General features: G+C 67.6%; 20 protein-coding genes and 1 tRNA gene. 5 read left to right on the top strand and 16 right to left on the bottom strand.

Annotated features, from left to right (window positions below; all coding sequences use genetic code 11):
• Positions 1-11: 11 nt before the first annotated feature.
• Positions 12-1076 carry an NAD(P)-dependent alcohol dehydrogenase gene (locus CV103_RS04715; protein WP_245896643.1) on the bottom strand — a complete coding sequence of 355 codons (1065 nt, stop codon included), beginning with the start codon at positions 1074-1076 and terminating at the stop codon, positions 12-14.
• 118 nt (positions 1077-1194) lie between these two features.
• Positions 1195-1279, bottom strand: a tRNA-Leu gene (locus CV103_RS04710).
• 371 nt (positions 1280-1650) lie between these two features.
• Between CV103_RS04710 and CV103_RS04705 the strand changes: the two genes are divergently transcribed.
• Complete coding sequence (locus tag CV103_RS04705) at positions 1651-2967, top strand: methyl-accepting chemotaxis protein (RefSeq protein WP_107394101.1); 1317 nt, start codon at positions 1651-1653, stop codon at positions 2965-2967.
• Positions 2968-2995: 28 nt separating this feature from the next.
• Here the strand turns inward: CV103_RS04705 and CV103_RS04700 are convergent, their stop codons facing one another.
• The gene (locus CV103_RS04700; protein WP_107394100.1) at positions 2996-4606 is read right to left on the bottom strand and encodes a GMC family oxidoreductase; all 1611 of its coding nucleotides are present in this window, start codon (positions 4604-4606) and stop codon (positions 2996-2998) included.
• Positions 4607-4613: 7 nt separating this feature from the next.
• The gene (locus tag CV103_RS04695) at positions 4614-5549 is read right to left on the bottom strand and encodes an aldo/keto reductase (RefSeq protein ID WP_107394099.1); all 936 of its coding nucleotides are present in this window, start codon (positions 5547-5549) and stop codon (positions 4614-4616) included.
• 76 nt (positions 5550-5625) lie between these two features.
• Between CV103_RS04695 and pncB the strand changes: the two genes are divergently transcribed.
• Positions 5626-6930, top strand: a complete 1305-nt coding sequence (gene pncB / locus CV103_RS04690) for a nicotinate phosphoribosyltransferase (RefSeq protein WP_107394098.1) — start codon at positions 5626-5628, stop codon at positions 6928-6930.
• 34 nt (positions 6931-6964) lie between these two features.
• Here the strand turns inward: pncB and CV103_RS04685 are convergent, their stop codons facing one another.
• The 9 genes from CV103_RS04685 to CV103_RS04645 all read right to left on the bottom strand — a co-directional run bounded on the left by CV103_RS04685 (position 6965) and on the right by CV103_RS04645 (position 15761).
• The gene (locus CV103_RS04685; protein WP_015457209.1) at positions 6965-7369 is read right to left on the bottom strand and encodes a RidA family protein; all 405 of its coding nucleotides are present in this window, start codon (positions 7367-7369) and stop codon (positions 6965-6967) included.
• A gap of 32 nt (positions 7370-7401) precedes the next feature.
• Entirely contained in the window at positions 7402-8553 is a 1152-nt protein-coding gene (locus tag CV103_RS04680) for an epoxide hydrolase family protein (RefSeq protein ID WP_107394097.1), read from the bottom strand.
• 221 nt (positions 8554-8774) lie between these two features.
• Complete coding sequence (locus CV103_RS04675; protein WP_107394096.1) at positions 8775-11111, bottom strand: xanthine dehydrogenase family protein molybdopterin-binding subunit; 2337 nt, start codon at positions 11109-11111, stop codon at positions 8775-8777.
• On the bottom strand, positions 11108-11599 hold the full coding sequence (locus CV103_RS04670; RefSeq protein WP_107394095.1) for a (2Fe-2S)-binding protein: 492 nt from the start codon (positions 11597-11599) through the stop codon (positions 11108-11110). The genes CV103_RS04675 and CV103_RS04670 overlap by 4 nt, the downstream gene beginning before the upstream one ends.
• A 5-nt stretch (positions 11600-11604) precedes the next feature.
• Positions 11605-12900 (bottom strand): cytochrome c, encoded by a 1296-nt coding sequence (locus CV103_RS04665; protein ID WP_015457213.1) that lies wholly within the window; start codon positions 12898-12900, stop codon positions 11605-11607.
• 106 nt (positions 12901-13006) lie between these two features.
• Positions 13007-13681, bottom strand: a complete 675-nt coding sequence (locus CV103_RS04660; protein WP_084653205.1) for a TPM domain-containing protein — start codon at positions 13679-13681, stop codon at positions 13007-13009.
• Positions 13681-14478: a TPM domain-containing protein gene (locus CV103_RS04655; RefSeq protein ID WP_107394094.1), complete on the bottom strand. Its 798-nt coding sequence runs from the start codon at positions 14476-14478 to the stop codon at positions 13681-13683. Before CV103_RS04655 ends, CV103_RS04660 begins: the two co-directional genes overlap by 1 nt.
• Complete coding sequence (locus tag CV103_RS04650; protein ID WP_107394093.1) at positions 14475-15068, bottom strand: LemA family protein; 594 nt, start codon at positions 15066-15068, stop codon at positions 14475-14477. The genes CV103_RS04655 and CV103_RS04650 overlap by 4 nt, the downstream gene beginning before the upstream one ends.
• Before the next feature lie 63 nt (positions 15069-15131).
• Positions 15132-15761: a TetR/AcrR family transcriptional regulator gene (locus tag CV103_RS04645; protein ID WP_107394092.1), complete on the bottom strand. Its 630-nt coding sequence runs from the start codon at positions 15759-15761 to the stop codon at positions 15132-15134.
• A gap of 87 nt (positions 15762-15848) precedes the next feature.
• On the opposite strand from CV103_RS04645, the gene CV103_RS04640 reads away from it, so the two are divergent.
• Positions 15849-17342: an FAD-binding protein gene (locus CV103_RS04640; RefSeq protein ID WP_107394091.1), complete on the top strand. Its 1494-nt coding sequence runs from the start codon at positions 15849-15851 to the stop codon at positions 17340-17342.
• Entirely contained in the window at positions 17339-17857 is a 519-nt protein-coding gene (locus CV103_RS04635) for a VOC family protein (protein ID WP_107394090.1), read from the top strand. Before CV103_RS04640 ends, CV103_RS04635 begins: the two co-directional genes overlap by 4 nt.
• Positions 17858-17895: 38 nt before the next feature.
• Here the strand turns inward: CV103_RS04635 and nagA are convergent, their stop codons facing one another.
• From nagA to CV103_RS04620, 3 genes are read right to left on the bottom strand one after another with little or no spacing between them, the layout of a single operon-like run.
• Positions 17896-19038: an N-acetylglucosamine-6-phosphate deacetylase gene (nagA, locus tag CV103_RS04630; RefSeq protein ID WP_107394089.1), complete on the bottom strand. Its 1143-nt coding sequence runs from the start codon at positions 19036-19038 to the stop codon at positions 17896-17898.
• Complete coding sequence (locus CV103_RS04625; protein ID WP_107394088.1) at positions 19038-20069, bottom strand: SIS domain-containing protein; 1032 nt, start codon at positions 20067-20069, stop codon at positions 19038-19040. The genes nagA and CV103_RS04625 overlap by 1 nt, the downstream gene beginning before the upstream one ends.
• A complete protein-coding gene (locus CV103_RS04620) occupies positions 20066-20806 on the bottom strand; it encodes a GntR family transcriptional regulator (RefSeq protein ID WP_107394087.1) in 741 nt (246 codons plus the stop codon). The genes CV103_RS04625 and CV103_RS04620 overlap by 4 nt, the downstream gene beginning before the upstream one ends.
• A 255-nt stretch (positions 20807-21061) precedes the next feature.
• Between CV103_RS04620 and CV103_RS04615 the strand changes: the two genes are divergently transcribed.
• Positions 21062-23689, top strand: a complete 2628-nt coding sequence (locus tag CV103_RS04615; RefSeq protein ID WP_107394086.1) for a TonB-dependent receptor — start codon at positions 21062-21064, stop codon at positions 23687-23689.
• The last annotated feature ends 43 nt before the right edge of the window (positions 23690-23732 follow it).

Here is a 23732-nt window from a genome sequence, read left to right as displayed (position 1 = left end):
CTGCCCCCCTCTCAGGGCTTGATCGCGACCTTCAGCACGCCGTCGCGCTGGTGCGCGAACAGGTCGTAGGCGGTCTCGATATCGTCGAGGGAGAAATGGTGGGTGACGAGCGGCTCGGTATTCACCCGGCCCGACCCGATCGTGTCGATCAGCCGGCGCATCCGTTCCTTGCCGCCGGGGCAGAGCGTGGTGATGATCTTGTTGTCGCCCAGCCCCGCCGCAAAGGCATCCACGGGGATGCGCAGATCCTCCGAATAGACGCCCAGGGACGATAGCGTGCCGCCCGGCCGCAGCACGCGCAGCCCCGCCTCGAACGTGGTCTGCGTGCCCAGCGCCTCGATCGAAACGTCCACGCCGCGCCCGCCGGTCAGCTTCAATATCTCGGATACCGGATCGACCTTGGTGAAATCCACCACATGATCCGCCCCCATGGCCCGCGCGATCTCCGCGCGGGCGGGGATCGATTCCACCGCGATGATCAGGCTCGCCCCCATCAGCCGCGCGCCGGCCGTGGCGCAGAGGCCGATCGGTCCCTGGGCGAACACCGCCACCATGTCGCCGATCTTCACCTTGCCCGATTCCGCGCCGCTGAAGCCGGTGGACATGATGTCCGGGCACATCAGCACCTGCTCGTCGGTCAGCCCGTCGGGCACCGGGGCAAGATTGGCCATCGCATCGGGCACCAGCAGATATTCCGCCTGCGCGCCGTCGATGGTGTTGCCGAACCGCCAGCCTCCGGCCGCCTTCCAGCCATGCCCGCCGGGGCCTCCGCACTGCGCGCCGCAGCCCGACAAGGAAGCGTTGGAATAGCCGCTCGGCGTGATGGCGCCCGCGATCACCCGCTGCCCCTCGCTATAGCCCTGCACCGCCGATCCCAGCTTCTCGATGATGCCCACCGGCTCGTGGCCGATCGTCAGCCCCGGCGCGACCTTATATTCGCCCTTCAATATATGGATGTCGGTGCCGCAGATGGTGGTGGTGGTGATGCGGATCAGCGCATCCAGCGGCCCCACATCCGGTATCGGCTTCTCGCCGAGGATGATCCGCCCCGGCTCGACGAAAATCGCGGCCTTCATCGATTGCGCCATGCCACCGCCTCCCGCTGGACGCCCCGGCGGCGCCAGCCGGTAAACTCGCCATGGCGATTATCGATCCCCGGAAAGGCCTTGCCGGAAATATTCCCCGGAAACGGGATGGTGCGGGCGGTCGGGCTCGAACCGACACTCCTTTCGGAACCGGATTTTGAGTCCGGCGCGTCTACCAGTTTCACCACGCCCGCACAGGCATTGGCCGGGGTCCGAATGGCAAAATCTCGGCGGCTCGTCCAGCACCTTCATGCGCATCGCGCGCATCTTGCCCGCCAAAAGAAAAAGCGAAGAAATGGTGTCTTTATAAAGCCGCCGCGGCCCGAGCCTTTCCTTATCCTCACCGGATCGGCTGCCGTATTTGCCCCCATCCCTCGGGAAACAATTATGCGCCGTAACACGCGGTGCGCGGCCTCCCTTCTATAATGGGTCCGACGGACCGTTATAGGCGGCTGGGGCGATTGAGGAAATTGCGTATCGATTTCAGTTTGTTCGAATATTCCATCTAATCGTCCGGCCAGATTTCCTGTGCGTCGTCCGTAACGACCAGAGAAGGAAATGTGGGATGAACTGGTTCACTGCTGACGCACCGATCCGGTTGAAGTTGCTTATTGCGTTCGGAACGATGTCCTTTCTCGTCGCCATCCAGCCGATGGCGGCACTGCTTTTCGGCGGCACGACGGCACTTGCCGTCGGCAGCGCCGTTCTTGTTGTCGCCATCCTTCTGGGCGCGTGGTTCCGCCGCGCGATCTCCACCCCCTATGTCGCCACCGTCGTCCGCATGGAGGCGCTGGCGGCCGGCGATCTCGAAAGCCCGATCGCCTTCACCGAATATCGCGATTGCGTGGGCCGGATGACCAAGGCGATGTTCGCCTTCCGCGACAATGCCCGGCAGCAGATCGCGCTCAACCAGGAAGCCCAGCGCAATGCGGAGATCGTGCGCGGCATGACCGCCAATCTCCAGCGCCTTGCCGGGGGCGACCTTACCGCGGAGATTCGCGAGGATTATCCGGAAAGCTATGCGGAGCTGCGCGCCAATTTCAACGCCGCGCTCGGCTCGCTCCGCCAGCTCATCGGATCGGTCACGGCCAGCGCCGCCACCATCCGCACCGGCAGCAGCGAGATCGCGCACGCATCGGAAGACCTCGCCCGCCGCACGGAAAGCAACGCCGCCAGCCTGGAGCAGACATCCGCCTCGATCACCGAGATGGACGAACGGCTCCGCGCGACGGCGGAGGCCGCGAACGGCACGGTCGAACGCGCCAACGGCGCGCTCGAGGTCGTCTCCAACGGCCGTGCGCTCGCCGAGGACGCGGTCGAGGCCATGGGCCGGGTGAGCGAAAGCGCCAAGGGCATAGACAGCGTGATCGAGGGGCTGGACAAGATCGCCTTCCAGACCCGCGTTCTCGCCATGAACGCAGCCGTCGAGGCCGGCCGCGCCGGCGAGGCGGGCCGTGGCTTCGCGGTCGTCGCCGATCTGGTCAGCGCACTCGCCATGCGCGCCGAGGAGGAGGCCAAACGCGCCCGCGACCAGCTAACCGTCACCCAGACCGATATCGTGACGGCCGTGGCCACGGTGCAGAAGGTCGATGCCGCGCTCGACGGCATTTCCACCAATGTCGACGAGGTGCATGCGCTGCTGGAGCGGATCGCCGACGAAAATCGCGCGCAATCGAGCGCGATCGCGCAGATCACCGCCGCCATCTCGACCATGGACCGCGCCACCCAGCAAAATGCCGCGATGGTGGAGCAGACCTCCGCCGCCGCGCGCAACCTGATGGGCGAGGTCGGCAGCCTGGCCGATCAGGCTGGCCAGTTCCGCATCGGCGGCGACGATCCCGGTCGGGTCGCGGCCCTGCGGCCGGCGCTGAAGGCGGCCTGAAGCCTGAGGGGCGGCGTGGGCCTCCATCCTACGCCGCCTCCAGGATGCGCGGGCGCCGGCCCAGGATCATGTCCGCCGCTTTCTCGGCGATCATGATGACGGGCATGTTGGTGTTGCCGCCGATGATGCGCGGCATCACCGATGCGTCCACCACCCGCAGCCCCCCGACCCCATGGACCCGCAATTCCGGGTCCACCACCGCATTGCCGTCCACGCCCATCCGGCAGGTGCCGACCGAATGATAATCCGCCTCGGCATGCGCGCGGATGAAGGCGTCTAGCGCCTCGTCGTCCGCGATGCCCGGCCCCGGCGCCAGTTCCGCGCCGCGATAGGGATCGAAGGCCGGCTGGGCGAATATCTCGCGGGCGATGCGGATGCCGTGGCGCATCACCGCCCGGTCGCGCGGGTCCGCCAGATAATTCTGGTCGATCGCCGGCGCCGCCATCGGATCGGCCGAGGCGAGCCGCACCGTCCCCCGGCTTTCCGGCCGCACCACGTTGATGTGCGCGGCAAAGCCATGCTCGGGCGTCAGGTCGCGCCCGTTATTGGCATAAAGCGCCATGACGAAATGGAACTTGATGTCGGGTTCCGCCAGCGCCGGATCGGAACGGACGAAGGCCACCGCCTCCATCCCCGGATCGGCCAGCGGCCCCTGCCGGAACAGCATATATCGCCCCAGCGCCATCGCGCCCGACAATGGGCTGAAATATTTGAACATCGATATGGGCTGGAGGCAGCGATGCTTCACCGCCACCGCCAGATGATCCTGCAGGTTCGCGCCCACGCCCGGCAGGTCGTGCAGCACCTCCACGCCATGCCCGCGCAGGTGCGCCGCCGGGCCGATGCCGGATAGCATCAGCAGTTGCGGCGAATTGATCGCGCCTGCGCTCAATATCACCTCGCGCACCGCCCTTGCCTCGCAAGGCGCGCCCTTGCGCACATAGGCCACGCCCGTTGCGCGCCGACCGTCGAACATCAATCGCGTCGCCTGCGCGCCGGTGACGATCGTCAGGTTCCGCCGCCCGCGCGCGGGGTCCAGATAGGCGGCCGCGCTGCTCGATCGCCGCCCTCCCCCAGCGGTCACGTCGGTGGGACCGAAGCCGTCGCGGAAGGCCCCGTTGCTGTCGGGATTGTTGCGATGCCCCGCCTCCACGCCGGCCGCCACGAAGGCGCGCGCCAGCGGATGCTTCACCCCCGGCCGGCTCACCCGGATCGGCCCGTCCCCGCCATGATAGTCGTCGGCGCCGGGTTCGTAGCTTTCGGCCCGCCGGAAATAGGGCAGCACGTCGGCAAAGCCCCAGCCCGGATTGCCGGCCGCCGCCCAGCCGTCATAATCGGCCGGCGTTCCCCGGCAATAAACCATGCCGTTGATCGACGATCCGCCTCCCAGCACCCGCCCGCGCGGCAGATAGAGGCTGCGATCGTCCAGATGCCGCTGCGGCACGGACATGAATCGCCATGCGTAGAGCCCCCGCATCATGATCGGCAGCAGCCCGCCCGGCGCGCGGATCAGCGGGCTCCGGTCGCGCCCGCCCGCCTCGATCAGCAGCACGCTGATGCCGGGATCGGCGGACAGGCGGTTGGCGAGCACGCAGCCCGCCGAACCGCCGCCGACGATCACATAGTCATAAGCCTGCACCGGGCGATCAGGCGGCGGCCGTCATCCGGTCGATCTCGGCCAGCTCCGTGGCCGAAAGCTTCCAGCCGGCCGCGCCCGCATTCTGCGCCGCCTGCTCCGGCCGGCTGGCGCCCGCGATGATGCTGGCCACGCCCGGCTGTGCCGCCAGCCAGGAAAAGGCAAGCTCGATCAGGCTATGCCCGCGCTCCACCGCGAACATTTCCAGCCGCGCCGCCAGCTCCCATTTCGCCGGGTCCTTATAGGGATCGAAGAAGGCCGGCGCGTCCGCCAGCCGCGCACCGGCCGGGGCCGGCTGGCCGGGCTTGTATTTGCCGGTCAGCACGCCGTTCGCCAGCGGGAAATAAGGCAGCACGCCCAGCCCATGCTCGACGATCAGGTCGCCCAGCTCCGCCTCCATGCCGCGGAACAGCAGATTATATTCGTTCTGGGTGGTGGCGAACGGGGTCAGCCCGTTGTCGGCCGCGACCGTCATCGCCTCGCGCAGCATCGCGCCGGTCAGGTTGGAACAGCCGATCGCCCGCACCTTGCCCTGCCGCACCAGATCGTCCAGCGCGCGCAGCGTCTCCTCGATCGGCGTCTCGGGATCGGGGAAGTGAAGCTGGTAAAGGTCGATCCAGTCGGTCTTCAGCCGCTTCAGGCTCGATTCCACCGCCTGGGCGATATAGGCCCGCGAAGCGCCCTTCTTCTTGCCTTCCTCATCCAGCGGCGATCCGAACTTGGTCGCCAGCACGATATCCTTGCGCCGCGCGCCCAGCACCTCGCCGATGAAGTCCTCGGACGGGCCGTAGCTGTCGGACGTGTCGAGGAAGTTGATGCCGTTGGCCAGCGCCGCGTCGATGATCGATCGCGATCCTTCCAGGTCCGCCTTCCAGCCGAAATTGTTGCAGCCCAGCCCCACGATCGAAACCTTGATGCCGGTCTTGCCCAGATTGCGCAGTTCCAATGCCTTTCTCCTTCTCCCGCCGCCGGCATCGCGCCGGCGTCTTGATCCCGTGGGCGGCCCGGCCATAGGATCGGCCATGGCCATCACCGATATCGCCACCCGCACCTACAACCATGGGTGGCGGCTCGACCCCATCGTCCGCAGCCTGCTCGATACCGATTTCTACAAGCTCCTGATGCTGCAGATGATCCGGCGCCTCTATCCGGACGTGCGGGCCACCTTCGCGCTCATCAACCGCAGCACGGCGGTGCGCCTGGCCGACGTGATCGACGAGGGGGAGCTTCGCGCCCAGCTCGATCATGCGCGCGGCATCCGCTTCACCGCCAAGGAACTGATCTGGCTCGCCGGCAACAGTTTCTACGGCCGCACCCAGATGTTCAGCCCGGATTTCATCGCCTGGCTCGCCGAATTCCGGCTCCCCGAATATGATCTGCGCAAGGCGGACGGGCAGTATGAGCTGCGCTTCGCCGGCCCGTGGACGCACACCAGCATGTGGGAAATCCCGGCGCTCGCCATCGTCAACGAACTCCGCTCCCGCGCGGCGCTCAAGGATCGCGGCCGCTTTGCGCTCGACGTGCTCTACGCCCGCGCCAAGGCCAAATTGTGGGGCAAGGTGGAAAGGCTGGCCGCGCTGCCCGATCTCGCCATTTCCGATTTCGGCACCCGCCGGCGCCACGGCTTCCTGTGGCAGCGCTGGTGCGTCGAGGCGCTGAAGGAAGGGCTGGGCGATCGGCTGATCGGCACCTCCAACGTGCTCATGGCGATGGACAATGATCTGGAGGCGATCGGCACCAACGCGCACGAGCTGCCGATGGTGCTCGCGGCGCTGGCCGGCACCGACGCCGGCATCGCCGCCGCGCCCTATCGCGTGCTTCGCGACTGGCGCGATCTTTATGGCGGCAATCTGCTGATCGCGCTGCCCGACGCCTTCGGCACAGCCGCCTTCCTGCGCGGCGCGCCGGACTGGCTGGCCGACTGGACCGGCTTCCGGCCCGATAGCCTGCCGCCGATCGAGGCCGGCGAGCAGATCATCCGCTGGTGGCGGGAAAAGGGCCGCGATCCGCGCGAAAAGCTGCTGATCTTCTCCGACGGCATGGACGTGGATTCGATCGAGGCCACCTATCGCCATTTCCACGGCCGCGTCCGGCTCAGCTTCGGCTGGGGCACCAACCTCACCAACGATTTCCGCGGCTGCGCGCCCTTCCCCACCACCGGGCTCGATCCGATCTCGCTGGTCTGCAAGGTGGTGGATGCCGATGGCCAGCCGGCGGTGAAGCTGTCGGACAATCCGGCCAAGGCCACCGGCGATCCTGCCGAGATCGCGCGCTACCTCCGCATCTTCGGCGATGCCGGACGCACCGAGGCCGCCGTCACCGTCTGATCGTGGAAAGGGCGGCGATCCGGCTGTCATGGGTTCAGTCGATGGCGACCACGGTGGACATTTCGATCTGCAATCCCGCCAGCGCCAGCCGCTCGACGCCGATCACGGAGGATGCGTTGGCCGGGAACGGCCCGCCGTCCAGCGCCACGTTCATCGCCTTCACGAAATCCTGGAACTTCGCATCCGTCAGCCCGACGATGTAGAAGGTCATGCTCACGATATCCGCCGTGCCCGCGCCCAGCGCGTCGAGCGCGTGGACGACATTGCCGAAGGCCGCCACCACCTGATCGTGGAAGCCATCGGCATTCAGCCTGAAATCCTTGTCCAGCGCCGTCTGCCCGGCGATGAAGGCCAACCGCTTGCCCGCCGGCGGCACGGAAATCTGGGCAAAGCCGTCCAGCCTGAACAGGCTGTCCGGGTTGATGTGCTGAACGCTCATGCTTGGCTCCGATCGTTGGAAGGCAGGGATCGTCAGACGCCGCGCTGCTCGCGCACGAAGGCGCGCAGGTCGTCCACGAACAGCGCCGGTTGCTCCATCGCCGCGAAATGGCCGCCGCGGGGCGCATCCGTCCAGCGGACGACGTTGTAGCTTTTCTCCACCGTGCTGCGTGGAAACTGGCCCAGCTCGCCCGGAAAATTGGCGATGGCGACGGGCTTTGTCACGCGCGCGCCGGCCGGCACCGGCTCGTCGAACACGCCGCGATAAAGCCAGGATGCGGTGCCGAACGTGTCCGTCACCAGATAGATCATGATGTTGTCGATGATCCGGTCGCGCGCATAGACGGACCAGAGGTCGCCATCGACCAGGTCGGACCAGGTGTGGAACTTCTCCAATATCCACGCCGCCACGCCCAGCGGGCTATCGGCCATCGCATGGTCCAGCGTCACCGGCTTGGTGGACTGGATCGCCATATATCCGCCCTCGCCCCGCCATATCGCCTGCAGCCGTTTCGCCGCCTCGATCTCCTCGGGCGTTTCGGGAATGGCCGCCGGGTCGGTCCAGCCGAAGGTGAAGTTCAGGTGCACCGCGCGGGAGCCCTGCCCTTCATAGCCCAGCCAGCCGGAAACCGAGGATCCCCAATCCCCGCCCTGCGCGATATAGCCGTCATGGCCCAGTTCCTCGCGCATCAGCTTGTCGAAGGCGCGCGCGATGGTGCGGGGGCCGATCGGCCGATCGGGCTTGCCGGAAAATCCGTATCCGATCAGCGATGGGATCACCACTGTCACCGCGTCCGCCGGATCGCCGCCGAAGCGCGCCGGATCGGTCAGCGGCTCGATCACCTCCATGAATTCGACGAACGATCCCGGCCAGCCATGGGTGATGATCACCGGCGTCGGGTTCGGCCCCTTGCCCCGCACATGGATGAAGTGGACGTCATAGGCCGCGTCGCCCAGGTCGATATGCGCCCGGAAATGCGGAAAGCGATTGAGCGCCGTCTCCCGCGCGCGCCAGTCGTAGCTTTCCAGCCAATAATCCACCAGCGACCGCATCTCCCCGATGCTCGTCCCGAACGCCCAGGGATCGCCGCTGGCCGGCGTCGGCCAGTGCGCGTCGCGCAACCGGCGGTTGATCCAGTCCAGCCTTTCCTGCGGCACGGCGATGGTGAAAGGCGTCACGCTCATCAAGGCACCCCGCAGGAGTGATTTCGGGGCAGGTGGAACATCCGCCGGCCCGGAAATCGCGTTGAACAGGGGCTTTGCCAAGGCTTCCCCGGTTCGATCGGAACCGGAGCGGCCTCAGGCACGGCTTCCCTGCGCCCGAAGGTTATGCCCCCGCCTTTTCCAGGCAAGCCACGATCCGGGCCATGCTTTGATGATGCCGCACGAACTGGCGGAGGCCGGTTTCAGCTCCTGGCCGCGATCGCCAGCCCCTCGCGCACGGCCTCGGGCGTGATCGGGATGTGGCGCAGCCGCACCCCCACCGCGCGGAAGATGGCGTTGCCGATCGCCGGCGCCACCACCGTCGTCGCCGGCTCGCCCAGCCCCACCGGCGCCTCGGCGCTGTCGACGAAGCTGATGTCCATCGCCGGCACGTCGCCGATGCGCAGCGGCATATAGGTGTCGAGGTTGAGGTCCCGCACCTCGCCGTTCACGAACTCGGTGCCCTCGTGCAGTGCCATGCTGAGGCCCCAGAGCGCCGCCCCCTGCGTCTGCGCCAGCGCGCCGTCCGGGTCCACGATGGTGCCGGCGTCGGTCACGATCGTCAGCTTCTCCACGATCACCTTGCCCTTGGCCCGCTCCACCCGCACCCGCGCGGCGCAGGCCACCCAGGTCGGCATGTCGCGTTCCTGGCCGAAGCTGGTGGCAAGGCCCAGCCCGGTGTCGGGCGGCAGCGGCTGCCCCCACCCCGCCCGCGCGGCCGCCCGGCGCACCACCTCCGCCTGCCGCAGCGCCCCGCCGACGGAACTGGGCGCCGTGCCCGCGTTGCGGCCCTTGCCGGTCAGCAGCTTCAGCCGGAAGGCGACCGGATCGACGCGCGCCTGCAACGCCGCCTCGTCCATGAAGCTTTCCAGCGCCCAGTTGGTCCAGCCCGGCCCCACCGATCGCAGCCATCCCGGCCGGAAGCTGCTGTTGGCGAGGTCGTTGGGAATGGCCCGCACCCGCTGGCGGCCGACATCATACCAATGGTCCGCCCCGGCGATCGCGAAGGGATCATATTGGCCGCCGCGCAGTCCCTTGGCCAGCAGCGCGCCCGCCATCACCTGCGTCGGCCAGCCGGCGCAGGCATGATGCTCCATCGCCTGGATCTGGCCGCTGCCGTCGAAGGCCATGCGCAGCCGCTGCACCGATGGCGACCGCACCGAATCGAAACGCACGTCGTCCTCGCGGGTCAGCACCATCTTCACCGGCCGGCCCAGCGCCTTGGCCGCCAGCGCCGCCGGCACCGCATAATCGCCGTTCAGCCGCCGGCCGAACCCGCCGCCCAGCATGTAGGTGCGCATCACGATCGATGCCTCGGGCCGGTCCAGCGCCTTGGCCAGCGTCGGCAGGATCAGCGACTGCCACTGGTTGCCGGTATGGATTTCGAACATCCCGTCCTTCTCGAACGCCAGCGCGTTCACGGGTTCGAGCTGGAAGTGCAGCACCGTCGCCGTCGTGTAGATCCGCTCCAGCGTGGTTGCCGCCGCCCAGTCGAATTCGGGCGTGCTGTCGTCGTCGGCGACGTTCAGGTCCACGCCGCCCTCGGCGCTCGCCGCCAGCTCTGCCCCGCGGTCCTGTATCTGCTTTTCGGAAACGCCATGTCCCGGCCCCGGCGTCCATCGCACCTTCACATGGCGCGATGCCTTCAGCGCCGCCTGGAACGTCTCGGCGATCACCATCACCCATCCCGGCACGGTATCGGACGGGTCGTCCAGCGCGATGCTGCGGATATATCCCTTCACCTTGCGCGCATCGCCGTCGTCGATCGAAACCACCTTCGATCCGTTGCGCGTCGGCGGCAGCAGCGGGCGCGCATGGACCATGTTGGGCACGCGCGCATCGATGCCGTAGCGCGCGGTGCCGTCGATCTTGGCGGCGATGTCCACCGCCTCGGTCGGCCGGCCGATCAGCCGCCGGTCCTTCACCGGCTTGATCGGCAGTTTCTCCAGCTCCTCGGGCGTGAAGGTGCGGGTCAGCCCGCCGCGCCGGGCGATCTCGCCGAAGCCGATGCTGCGCCCGCCCGCCACCACCGCGCCGTTGCGCGCCGCGCAGGCCGATGGCGCCACGCCCAGCAGCCGCGCGCCGCCCTCGATCAGCGCGATCCGCCCCGCCGCCCCCGCCCGGCTGAACAGCGGAAAGGTCTGCCAGACGGACCAGCTTCCCCCCGTCACCATCAGCCCCCATTTGGGGTCGGTATCGACATGGACGATGCGCACCTTGCTCCAGTCCGCCTCCAGCTCGTCGGCCAGGATGCGGGCCAGCGCGGTGCCGACATGCTGGCCCATCTCCGCGCGGATGATGTTGACGGTGACGATACCGTCATGGTCGATCCCGAACCACAGATTGGGCTCGATCAGCCCGCCATGGGGCGCGGCGGGCACCCCGCCGGGCACGGCGGGGTCCATCGCCGCATCGACGATACGGGCAAAGCCGAAGCTGATCCCCGCGCCGGCCGAAAGCGCCAGGAAGTTGCGCCGCGAAAGCAGCGCCGCCGGCCCGGCCCCGCCGGCTTTCGACGACGCCGCGATCGGCCGGCTCATGCCGCCGCTCCCTTCGCCTTCGCCGTCCCCTTCGTCATCGCCGCCGCGGCTTCCTTTATCGCGGCGCGGATGCGCACATAGGTCATGCAGCGGCACAGGCTGCCGGCCATCACCGCATCGATATCGGCATCGGTGGGCGCGGGGAAATCCTTCAGCATCGCCGCCACCTGCATGATCTGGCCCGGCTGGCAATATCCGCATTGCGGCACCTGCAGCGCCCGCCAGGCCTTCTGCACCGGATGCGCGCCGGCCGGGTCCAGCCCCTCGATCGTGGTGATGTCCGCGCCTTCCACCGCCGCGAGCGGGGTGATGCACGATCGCGTCGCCCGCCCGCCGACATGGACGGTGCACGCCCCGCACATGCCGATGCCGCAGCCGAACTTGGTGCCCGTCAGCCCGATATCGTCGCGGATCGCCCACAGCAGGGCGCTATCCTCGTCGGCATCCACCGAAACCGCGCGGCCGTTGATGGTGAAGCGGGTGGTCATGCCGTCTACTCCTGCCCCGGCCCGTGCGCGCGCACCTGGGCAACCTTGCGTTCCAGGTCCAGCCACGGCCCCTTCCTCGTCCGGGTCGCGCGCAGATAGGCGGCGATCCGCGCGATGTCCGCGTCGCTGAACCGCGAAAAGGCCGGCATCACCACGCCTGGCACGCCGTCATCCGCGCCCACGCCGTGCAGGATCACCTGGATCAGGTTGGTCGGATCGCCGAGGCTGACCGCGCTGTTCAGCGCCAGTTCCGGCCGCAGCGGATTGACCGCGTCGGCGCCGTTATAATGGCAGGACGCGCAGGCCGCCGTGTAGAGCCGGGCCGCCGGATCGTAAGTGAGCCCGCTGCCCACGCTGCTCGTCGCCAGCGCCTGCTGCACGGCGGGCGCCGCTATCCCTTGGCGCTGCTCGATGCCGTCGCGATCGGAGAAATAGACGGCCAGCGCGTTGATGTCGCTGCCCGGCAGCCGTTGCAGCCCCCGCACCACCGGCGCCATCGGCCCCACCGCCGTGCCGTGATAATGGCTGACGCCGCTTTGCAGATAGGCGATCAGCTCGTCCCGATCCCAGGGCACGGGCGATGGATTGCCGGCATTCAGCGGCGGCGCCACCCAATTGTCGATAAGGGCGCCGGCATAGACCAGCGGCCGCCTTTCCGCGCCCAGCATGTTGCGCGGCGTATGGCAGGCGCCGCAATGGCTCAGCCCTTCGGCCAGATAGGCGCCCCGGTTCCATTCCGCGCTCTTCGCCGCCTGCGGCTGGAACCGGCCGGGCTTGAAGAAAAGCAGCTTCCAGCCCGCCTGCAATGCCCGGATGTTGAGCGGGAACGGCACGCCATTGTCCCGCGCCGGCGCAACCACGGGCTTGCGGGTCATGAAGAAGGCGTAGAGCGCGGATATGTCCGCATCGCTCAGCTTGGTGAAATGGTCGAAGGGAAAAGCCGGGAACAGGTGCGATCCGTCCCGCGCCACGCCTTCGTGCATCGCCCGGCGGAACGCCGCCTCGGGCCATGCGCCGATCCCGGTCTCCGGGTCCGGCGTGATGTTGGTGGAATATATCGTGCCGAACGGCGTTTCCATCGGATAGCCGCCGGCATAGGCCTGCCCGCCCTTGGCGGTGTGGCAGGTGGCGCAATAGCCGGCGCTGGCCAGTATCTCCCCGCGCGCGACAAGTTCGGGGGCGAAGGCCGATGCCGGCGGCGGCTGGATCGGGGCGATAGCGGATCGCCAGGCGAATATGCCGAAACCCACCAGCCCCACGGCCAGCACGGCGGCGATCCCGATCAGGATGCGCTTCAGCAATGCACGCCCCAGATCATGAACAGCCCGCCTCCCAAGCCGCCCGAGTCGATATGTCGATAGTTTCCGCCGGCTATTCCATTACGTCCAGAAGAAGTTTTGCGGGCTCTTATACATGGATGATATGATCGGGCAGCTCGTTCGGGTCCTGCCCGGTAAAGGGGAAATGCTGGGCCAGAAGGTCTCCGATCGCGCCGATTGCTTCGACCATGCCGTCGCCCGGCCGGCCGTCGCGCACCGCATCCACCAGCAGCGCCATCGCCGCGCCCCAGGCTTCGGCGGGGATGCTGGCATGGATCGCGCGATCGGAAACGATCTCCGCCTGATGCTCGTCCAGCGAAAGATATAGCAGCACGCCCGTGCGCGATGCCGTGCGCCGCTCCGCCCCTACCTTGAACAGCGTCACCGCCCGGCGGCGAACGCGGCGCATCCTGGTGGAACGCGGCACTAGCGCCAGCCTGAGCGGCATCCAGTTCAGCGCCAGCCGCGCCGCCAGGAAGATCGCCGTCAGCACCGCCAGCAGGATGGTCAGCAGCTCGCGCACCGTCCATTCGGCGTGCCAGCTGCCCGTGATCGCTTCCAGCAGCCCGATAAACGCCTGCGGGAAGGCGGCGACGGCGGCGAAGCACAGCAGCATCACCAGCAGCGACCATTGCAGCGCCGCATCATGATAGGCGTCCGACCGGCGCGCCACGATCGCGATCACCTCGCCGTCGGTGCGTTCCTCCGCCGCGACGATGGCGGCGTTCACCCGCCGATGATCCTCGGCATCCAGATGCATCATCACCAGCTTCCCGAAGCCCCGCCGCCGCCGAAGGAGCCGCCGCCGCCGGAAAATCCGCCGCCGCCACCCCAGCCGCCGCCTCCCCAGCCACCGCCGCCGCCCCAGCGGTCGTCATCGTCGTCGCCCCAGCCGCCCATGCCCGGCCCCCACAGGATGATTGGCCCGCCGCCCCGGCGATAGACGCCGCCGCGCCGCCGCGATCGCAGCGTCATCAGCATCATCCCGCCGATGATGACGATCGGGATCAGCACGGCCGGGTCGAACTGCCTTTCCTTCGCCGCTTCGGCCTTCACGATCTCCTGCGCGCGGGCGGCCGCCTCGGCATCGGGCAGCTTTATCAGGTCGATCAGCGCATCGGCGCCGGCATCGATCCCGCCCGCCATGTCGTCGTCGCGGAAACGCGGCAATATCGCGCGGCGGATGATGATGCCCGAAAGCGCGTCGGTCACGATCGGGGTCAGGCCATATCCCGCCTCGATCCGCACCTTGCGCTCGTTCGGCGCCACCAGCAGGATCAGGCCGTCATTCAGCTTGGCGGTGCCGATCCCCCAGCTCCGCCCCAGCCGATAGCCGTAATCCTCGATCGTATAGCCCTGCAGGCCCGGCACCGTCGCCACCACGAACTGCCGGCCGCTGCCCTGTTCCAACGCGGCCAGCTTCGCGGTCAGCGCGCTCTCCTGCTCGGGCGAGAGGATGTTCGCGGCGTCCACCACCCGTCCGCTCAGCGGCGGGAAGGTCTGCGCGCCCGCCGCCGTGGCGGCCAGCAGCAGCCACAGCAGGGCGATCAGGCGTGTCAAAAGGATACCGTCGGCGCCTTGTCCGATCCGGGCGTCGTCGCCTCGAAGGTCGCCATCGGCTTCGATCCGTAGATCACCTTGGCGCCCACCACGTCGGGGAAGGTGCGGATGCGGGTGTTATAGGCCTGCACCGCCGCGTTATAATCGCGCCGCGCGATGCCGATGCGGTTTTCCGTGCCCTCGATCTGCGATTGCAGCGCCAGGAAATTCTCGTTCGATTTCAGCTCGGGATAGGCTTCCACCACGGTGCGGAGCTGCCCCAGCGCCTGGGTAAGCTGGTTCTGCGCGTCGCCGAACTGCTTCAGCCGCTCCGGGTTGGAAAGGTCGTCGGTGGTGATGTTGATCGACGTCGCCTTGGCGCGCGCCTCCGTCACCTGGGTCAGCACGTCCTTTTCCTGCGCGGCATAGCCCTTCACCGTCGCCACCAGGTTGGGGATCAGATCGGCCCGGCGCTGATATTCGTTCTGCACGTCGGCCCAGCGCGCCTTGGCGGCTTCCTCATCGGTGGGGATGGCGTTGATCCCGCAGGAGGACAGCGAAAGGATGGCGATCGGCGCCAGCGCGGCAAGGGTGGTGCGGCGAAAATTCATGGTCGGTCTCTCCCCAAAGCAGCGCCCGCTATACATGATGATCGGCGGCTTGCCGATATCCGCTCATGCCCGGCCCGCGATGAACGCCTCCAGTTCCTCCACCATCAGCTCCGCATGGATTCCCGCCAGCGCCTCGCCCGTGGCGAGATCGGCGCACACCTCGTCCAGCCGGCGGAGCAGCAGGTGCGCCCGCGCCCGTTCGCGCATGTCGCCCTCCGCCGCCGCGAAGCCCGGCAGGCCGGCGCGGGCGAGCCTGTCGATGATCCGATCCCGATCGCGCAGCAGCCTTTCGCGGAAGCTTGGCTCGAACAGGCGGAGCTGCGCCACCAGCGGCGTCACATAGCCATGATCGGCATAGAGCGCGGCCAGCCGGTCCAGCCACGCCCGCAGCCCGCCCGCCGTCCGCGCATCCGCCAGCGCGTCGAACAGCGCCAGCCAGTCGCCCGCGATCCCGTCATAGATGGCGATCGCCAGCGCCAGCTTCGATTCGAAATGGGTGTAGAAGGTCGCCCGGCTCACGCCCGCCGCGCGGATGATGTCGTCGATCGTCGCATGCACATAAGGCGCGGCCGCGAACACCTCGCCCGCCCCCGCCAGGATCGCCGCCCGCGTCCGCCGGCGCTGCGCCTCCCCCGCCGCCGTCCGCCCCGCCGGCCGGCCTCGCCGCCTCGCGCCCTCGATCGCTCCGTCCATACCGCTCCTTCATGGCCCTTGAATTTGACTATACTAACAGTCCACCATAATTCATCCAGATCCGGGCGAGAGGGGGGAAGGCACGAAATGAGCACCAGCCGGCAGGGCGATCACCCGCCCCTTCTGATCGATGCCGCCACCGTATCCGACTGGTCGGCCACGGCCGATGTGGTGATCATGGGATTCGGCATGGCCGGCGCCTGCGCCGCGCTGGAAGCCCGCGCCGCCGGCGCCTCGGTCATCATCGTCGAACGCACCAGCGGCGGCACCGGCAGCACGTCCGCCGCGGCCGGGCATTTCTATCTCGGCGGCGGCACGCCCGTGCAGCAGGCCTGCGGCTTCGATGACGATCCGGCGGAAATGGCCCGTTATCTGGAGGCCGTCGCCCTCGATCCCGATCGGGAGAAGATCCGCCTCTACAGCGAAGGCAGCGTCGCCCATTTCGATTGGCTGGAGGCGCAGGGCGTTCCCTTCGATCGCAGCTATTATCCGCAGAAGAACGTCGTCCAGCCCGGCCGCGAATGCCTGATCTGGACGGGCAACGAGCAGGTCTGGCCCTATCGCGACATGGCGAAGCCCGCGCCGCGCGGCCACAAGGTCGCCTTCGAGGGCGAGGAAGGCGGCGGCGCGCTGGCGCTCCGCATCCTTTCCGAACGCGCCGAAGCTGCCGGCGCCACGGTGATGGCCGATTGCAAGGTGGAAGCCCTGATCCGCGAAGGCGATCGCATCGTCGGCGTCCAGGCCCGCCGCTTTGGCGAGCCGGTGCATGTCCGCGCCCGCCATGGCGTGGTGCTGGCCGGCGGCGGCTTCGGCCAGAACCCCGACATGGTGGCGCGGCATGTGCCGATACTGGCGTCCGCTTATGTGCAGGGCAGCCCGCATGACGATGGGCTGGCGATCCGGCTGGGCACCGCGGCCGGCGGCACCGCCATCCACATGGACGAAGCCTTCCTCACCTCGCCCTTCTATCCGCCGGAAAACCTGCTGAAGGGCATACTCGTCAACCGCGACGGCCAGCGCTTCGTGGCCGAGGATTCCTATCACAGCCGCTCGGGCATCTTCTCCGCCCGCCAGCCGGACGGCATCGTCTATCTCGTCGTCGATGCGGCGATCTTCGGCTATCCGCATTTCGCCTCGCTCACCAACCAGCGCCTCATCGACGGCTTCGCCACCGTGGCGGAGATGGAGGCCGGGCTGGCCCTGCCCGAAGGATCGCTGCAGGCCACCATGGCCGAATATAACCGGCACGCCGCCGACGGTGCGGACCCGGATTTCCACAAGCATCCGAAATGGCTGAAGCCGCTCGACGAAGGCCCCTATGCCGCCTTCGACCTGTCGTTCGGCCGCGCTGTCTATACCGGCTTCACGCTGGGCGGGCTGCGGGTGTCCGTCGATGGCGAGGTGCTGGATGCGGCGGGCACGCCCCTCCCCGGCCTCTACGCGGCCGGCGCCTGCGCGTCGAACATCGCGCAGGACAGCAACGGCTATGCCTCCGGCACCTGCCTGGGCGAAGCATCCTTCTTCGGGCGGCGCGCAGGCGCGCATGCCGCCCGCCTTCCCGCACGAAAGGCGACTGCATGACCAAGGCCCTGTTCGGCCCGATCGACCAGATCGGCTATCTCGTCGACGATCTCGATCGCGGCATCGCCCGCTGGATCGCGCAGCTCGGCGTCGGCCCGTGGACGGTGTTCCGCAATGTCAGCCTCCAGGGCCGCTATCGCGGGGTGGAAGGCATCGTCACCATGGATGTCGCCTTGTCCTATCAGGGCGATATCCAGATCGAGCTTATCCAGGCCACCAACGCCACGCCCTCGCCCTATCGCAATGCCAATGGCACCCCGATCCTCGGCATCCACCATATCGCCTGGGTGGTGGACGATCTGGGCGATGCCGTCGCCCGCGCATCCGCCAATGGGCTCAGCACCGTGTTCGAAGCGAGCAATCCCGCCACCAATGTCGCCTATCTCGAACCCGAAGGCGAAACGGGCGTGCTCTACGAATTCATCCAGGGCCAGGGCATGCGCGAGATGATCGTCGCCGGTGCCGCCGCCACAAGGGCGTGGGACGGCAGCAACCCCATCACCACCATCGGCTAAAGGGCTGCCGGAGCGATCCGGCGGGCCGGATTACCGCCTCAGGCCGCCTCGAACGCGCCGGCAATCCAGGTGCCGGCGACGTTCAGCGCATCGTCCAGCAGCACGAAATCGGCGGCGAGGCCGGGGGCGATCCGCCCGCGATCCGCAGCGACGCCCAGGAAGCGGGCCGGTGTGTCCGAAGCCATGCCGATCGCGGTTTCCGCGCTGACATCCAGCATCGCCACCGCGTTGCGCACGGCGCGCGCCATGTCGAGGTCCGATCCGGCCAGCGTGCCGTCCTCGTTCACGCACACGCCGTCGACCACGGTGATGCGGTGTCCCTGCAGCACGAAGCTCTTTTCCGCCATGCCCACCGTCGGCATCGCATCCGTCACCAGCGCGAAGCGATCGGCCGGCTTGCAGCGAAGCGCGAGGCGCATCGTCACCGGATCGACATGGCGGCCGTCGACGATCAGGCCGCACCATGCCGCCTCGTCCTCCAGCGCCGCGCCCACCGCCCCCGGCTCGCGCGAGGTAAGCGGCGACATCGCGTTGAACAGGTGGGTGAAGCCGGACATGCCCTGATCCAGCGCGTCGCGGATCTGGCGGTAGGTGCCGGCGGTATGCCCGGCCGCGACCACGACGCCCGCTTCCACCAGCCGGCGGACGATGGCGGGCGTGGTCTTTTCGGGCGCCAGCGTCACCAGCGTCCGCCCGTGGCGAAGGCCGGTGACGGCAGCAATGCCGTCCTCGTCCAGCGCGCGGATCTTCGCCGGGTTGTGGATGCCCTTGCGGGCGACGTTCAGGAACGGCCCTTCGATATGGATGCCCAGCACGCCCGGCACGCCGGCCGCGATCGCCGCGTCCACCGCCGCGACGCCGGCGCGGACCACCGAAAGGTCGTCGCTGATCAGCGTCGGCAGGAAGCCGGTGGTGCCGTAGCGGCGGTGCGCCGCGCCGATCGCGGCGATGCCCTCCACGGTCGGCATATCGTTGAACAGCACGCCGCCACCGCCATTGACCTGAAGGTCGATATAGCCGGGCGCCAGCCGCTGGCCGGCTAGATCGTGCCGTTCCACATCGTCGGGCACATCGCCCTCGGCGACGATCGCAGCGATGCGCCCGGCCTCGACCAGCACGGCCTGCCCCCCGACGAAGGCGGAATCGATCAGGATGCGGCCGTTGACAAGCGCGACCGTCATCACAGTGTCTCCGTCACCTTGGCGAGGTGGGGCGGCTTGTCGGGATCGAAGCCGCGACGGACCGACAGGGCGTTGGCGGCGCGGTAGAAGGACTGGATATGGAGCAGCGGCTCGATCGCGGCATCGCCCTCGATCGAAGGCAGGGGCGTGGCGCCCGCCGCCTCACCGCCGGCGATGAACACCGGGCCGCCCCGCGCCGCCATCTCGGCCGCCAGCGCATCGACGCCGGGGCCGGTTTCGTCCGACTGGCGGAACACGATCAGCGGGAAGCCGGGGCCGACCAGCGCCATCGGCCCGTGCTTCAGCTCGGCGGCGCTGAAGGCTTCGGCCTGGATGCCGCAGGTCTCCTTGAATTTCAGCGCGGCTTCCTGCGCGACGGCAAGGCCGATGCCCCGGCCGACGACGAACAGGCCGCGCGCATCGGCAAGCGCATCGACCAGCGGGGACCAGTCGCACGCCCAGGCCCGGCGTAGCAGATCGGGCAGCGTGTCGAGCGCCGCGGCCAGGCCGGCGTCCCCGGTCCAGGCCCGCACCAGATCGGCGATCGCGGCCAGCGTCGCGATGTAGGATTTGGTGGCGGCGACGCTGCGTTCCGGCCCGGCGTGGAGCGGCAGGACATCGTCGGCGAGCGCGGCCAGCGGCGAATCGGCGACGTTGACCAGCGCCAGCGCGGCCGCCCCCGCCTGCTTCGCGGCCTCGACCGTGGCAAGCAGGTCCGGGCTCTTGCCCGATTGCGAGATGGCGATGGCCAGCATGTCGTCCAGCCGCTGCGCCGCGCCATAAACGGAGCTGACCGACGGCGAGGCCGAGGAGACCAGCAGCCCCAGCCGGGTTTCGATCAGATATTTGGCATAGGTCGCCGCATGGTCCGAACTGCCGCGCGCGCAGGTCAGCACGGCGCGCGGCGGGCGCCCGCGCAGCCGATCGGCGATGGCAGCCAGCGCCTCGGCATTGGCCGCGCGCTGGCGGGTGACGACAGCGGCGGATTCGCCGGCTTCGGCGAACATCAGGGTCTGTTCAGGGTTCATCATGCCCGTGCGTTGAGTTCGGCCACGAAATCATAGGCATCGCCGCGATACCAGCTGTGCGTCATCTCGATCGCGCGGCCGTCTTCCAGAAAACCGCGCCGCTCGATGAACAGGCCCGGCGCGCCGGCCTCCATGCCCAGCAGCGCCGCCCGCTCCGCATCGAACAGCACCGCGCGCAGCCGCTGCAGCGCGCGCACCGGCCGGTTCCCCGTCTCATCCAGCGCGGAATAAAGCGACACGCCGACCGTATCGAGCGACGGCAGGCCGTAGCCGGCGATCGTCGAATATTCGAGCGCCATGGCGAGATCGTCCGCATAGCGGATACGCGCGAAGCGATAGACGCGAGTGCCGGGGCTCAGGCCCAGCGTCAGCGATTCATCGGGCGTCACGGCGCCTTCGGAACGGGAAAGCCACTTGCTGGAAGGCGTGCGGCCGCGCGTCGCCATGTCTTCGGAGAAGGACGACAGCTTCGAAAACTGCTTCTCGACGCGGCCGGCGACGAAGGTGCCCGCCCCCTGCCGCCGGTTGAGCAGCCCTTCGGCCACCAGCCCGTCCAGCGCCTTGCGCACGGTGATGCGGGAAACGGCGAAGTCGCTGGCCAGGTCGCGCTCCGGCGGCAGCGCCTGCTGCGGTTTCAGGAGCTGCTGCTCGATCGCGCCGCGCAGCGCATCCTGGAGGCGCTGGTAGAGCGGAGCCCGGCCGTGCGCATCCAGCGCGCCAATCTGTTCCGCCAGGCTCATCCTTCTTCGGCTCCCTGCCCTTCCGCTTGTCAGAGCTATAAGACCAATGAAATACCATTTGCCAGCAGAAAAACACGCCATCCGTCAAAAAATTGTAAGAATGCTACTTGACCGACGCATTGGTCTGACGGATGGTCTGCTTATTGGTACGTCATTGGTAGCAAATTGGCATTATCGCAAAGGCGAGATGCCGGGGAAGGGGAAGAGCAGATGACAACCGGACGATTCTTCAGAAATTCAGCCAGCATCCTCGCCTTGATCGCGTTCGGGCAGGCCGCCCACGCGCAGGACGCGGCCACCGTCGATAACGACATCATCGTCACCGGCATCCGCGCATCGCAGGCCGCCGCGATCGAGACGAAGCGCAATTCCGACGTGATCGTCGACGCGATCTCGGCCGAGGATATCGGCAAGTTCCCCGACAGGAACGTCGCCGAATCGCTGCAGCGCGTGCCCGGCGTGGTGATCAATCGCGAATATGGCGAAGGCGAACGCGTCAACGTCCGAGGCACCGACAAGAACCTGACGCGCACCCTGCTGAACGGCCACGGCATCGCCACGGCCGACTGGTTCATCCTCGACCAGCAGGCCGCCACCCGCAGCTTCAACTTCCTGATGCTGCCGTCCGAAATCGTCGGCAAGCTGGAAGTCTATAAGAGCCCGATGGCCGATCTGGACGAAGGCGGCGTCGGCGCCACGATCAACGTGGAAACGCGCCGTCCGCTGGATCTCGATGCCTTCTCCATCTCCGGCTCCGCGCAGATGGTCTATTCGGAACGCGCCGACAAGTTCGACCCGCAATTCTCCGGCATGTTCAGCTGGAAGAATGACGACGAGAGCTTCGGCGTGCTCGTCGGCGGCGTCTACCAGAAGCGCCGCCTGCGCCGCGACGGCGTCGAGGTGCTGAGCTACATTACCCCCGTCGGCCAGCCGACCGGCGACGCGCTGGTGCCGGGCCTGATCGGGTCCGCGCTGTTCACCCAGGATCGCGAGCGTTACGGCGGCAACCTGGCGGTGCAGTTCCGCCCGTCCGACACGCTGGAAATCAACGTGACCGGGCTCTATTCGCGCCTGAACGCCAACAACTTCAACCAGAACTTCATGGCCTGGGGCGATAACGCGCTGGGCGGCGGCGGCACGCTGACCGACGCCACCGTGGTGGACGGCACCGTGGTGAAGGGCACCATCACCTCCGCCGACAACGGCACCACCGGCCGCGCGGCCGTGTTCGACGCGATCTCGCGCAAGGCCTATACCGATACCTGGTCGGCCGATTTCGATGCGGTGTGGCACGCCTCCGACCGGGGCACCGCCCATTTCCAGATCGGCTACACCAAGGCGATCGGCGCCACCAAGGACCAGCCTTTCTACGAAGGCGGCGCGCCGGGCAGCTTCACCTTCGACCTGACCGGCAGGACGCCGCAGGTGAGCTTCGCCGGCTTCGACCCGACCGATCCGAACGACATGATCTTCGACTTCGCGTCGTTCCACAGCATCCGCAACAAGGATCAGGAATTCTACGCTTATGCCGATTACGAGCATGAGCTGGACATGGGCGTGCTGAACGCGATCAAGGTGGGCGCCAAGTTCACCAACCATGATCGCGACGCCACCTTCATGGCCACCACCTATGGCGGCTTCTACATGCCGCTGGCGGCCGAAGGCTGCAACGGCGGCCCCTGCACGTCGGCCGATTTCGCGGGCGAGCTGACGCCGGGCAACTTCCTGAAGAACATCAAGCTGCCGGGCACCTTCAGCCGTTACTGGCAGGTGGACCAGAAGAAGCTGGACAGCATCTATTTCAGCCAGCCGGAATCCGTGCGCCAGCGCATCCCGCTGCCGTCGGACAATTATTCGATCAACGAGAAGACCTATGGCGGCTTCGCCATGGCGAAGCTGGGCGGCGAAGGCTGGAAAGGCAATTTCGGCGTCCGCGTGATCCGCACCGATCAGACGACCGACGCCAACCTGATCGGCGTGCTGCCCGAAACGCCCGGCGCGATCGACAATCCGTTCGGCACCTATCTGCCGGTAAGCGCCAAGCGGTCCTATACGGATATCCTGCCCAGCGCGAACCTCAGCATCGATCTCAACGACAAGATGGTGGTCCGCTTCGCGGCCGGCCGCACCATGGCCCGGCCGGATTACACCAACATCCTGCCGCGCGTGACGCTGAACCCCGGCGCGCTTTCGGGCGAAGGCGGCGATCCGGACGTGAAGCCGTTCCGCGCCAACCAGTATGACATCTCGTTCGAATGGTATCCGGAACGCGACACGATCGTGGCGGCGGCCCTGTTCTACAAGGACATCCAGTCCTACATCGTGAACGAGACGCATTTCGAGGTCTATCCGGTGGAAACCGCGACGCCCAACGGCGATCGCTGCGTGCCGGCGCCGGGCACCAACCCCAACCTCTATAATTGCGAATTCGCCATCAATCGCGCGTCAAACGGCGGTGGCGGCACCAACAAGGGCTTCGAGCTGCAGGTTTCGCGCCCGATCTGGCACGGCTTCGGCGCGATCGTGAACTACACCTATTCGGACGCCAAGGCGGACGACGGCCAGGCGATCCCCGGCAATTCCAAGCACACCTACAACCTGACCGGCTATTATGAGGATGACGTGCTGTCGGCGCGGCTGTCCTACACCTATCGTTCGAAATTCTTCGTCAACATCGATCGCGGCGTGCCGCTGAACCAGAAGTCCACGGCCTCGCTGGACGCCTCGGTCAGCGTCAACGTGACCGAGAATATCGCGATCACCGCCGACGCGATCAACCTGACCAACCAGAAGATCGAGCAATATTCGGGCACCACCGTGCGGCCGCGCGGCATCTACGACAACGGCCGCCAGTTCTATTTCGGCGCCCGCTTCAAATACTGACCCCTGCCCTGGGCCGGGTATGATAACCCGGCCCACTTTCTTT

This window comes from Edaphosphingomonas fennica (assembly GCF_003034225.1).
In the GTDB taxonomy this organism is placed as follows: Bacteria; Pseudomonadota; Alphaproteobacteria; order Sphingomonadales; family Sphingomonadaceae; genus Sphingomonas_E; species Sphingomonas_E fennica.
This window is presented reverse-complemented; position numbering and strand designations above follow the sequence as displayed.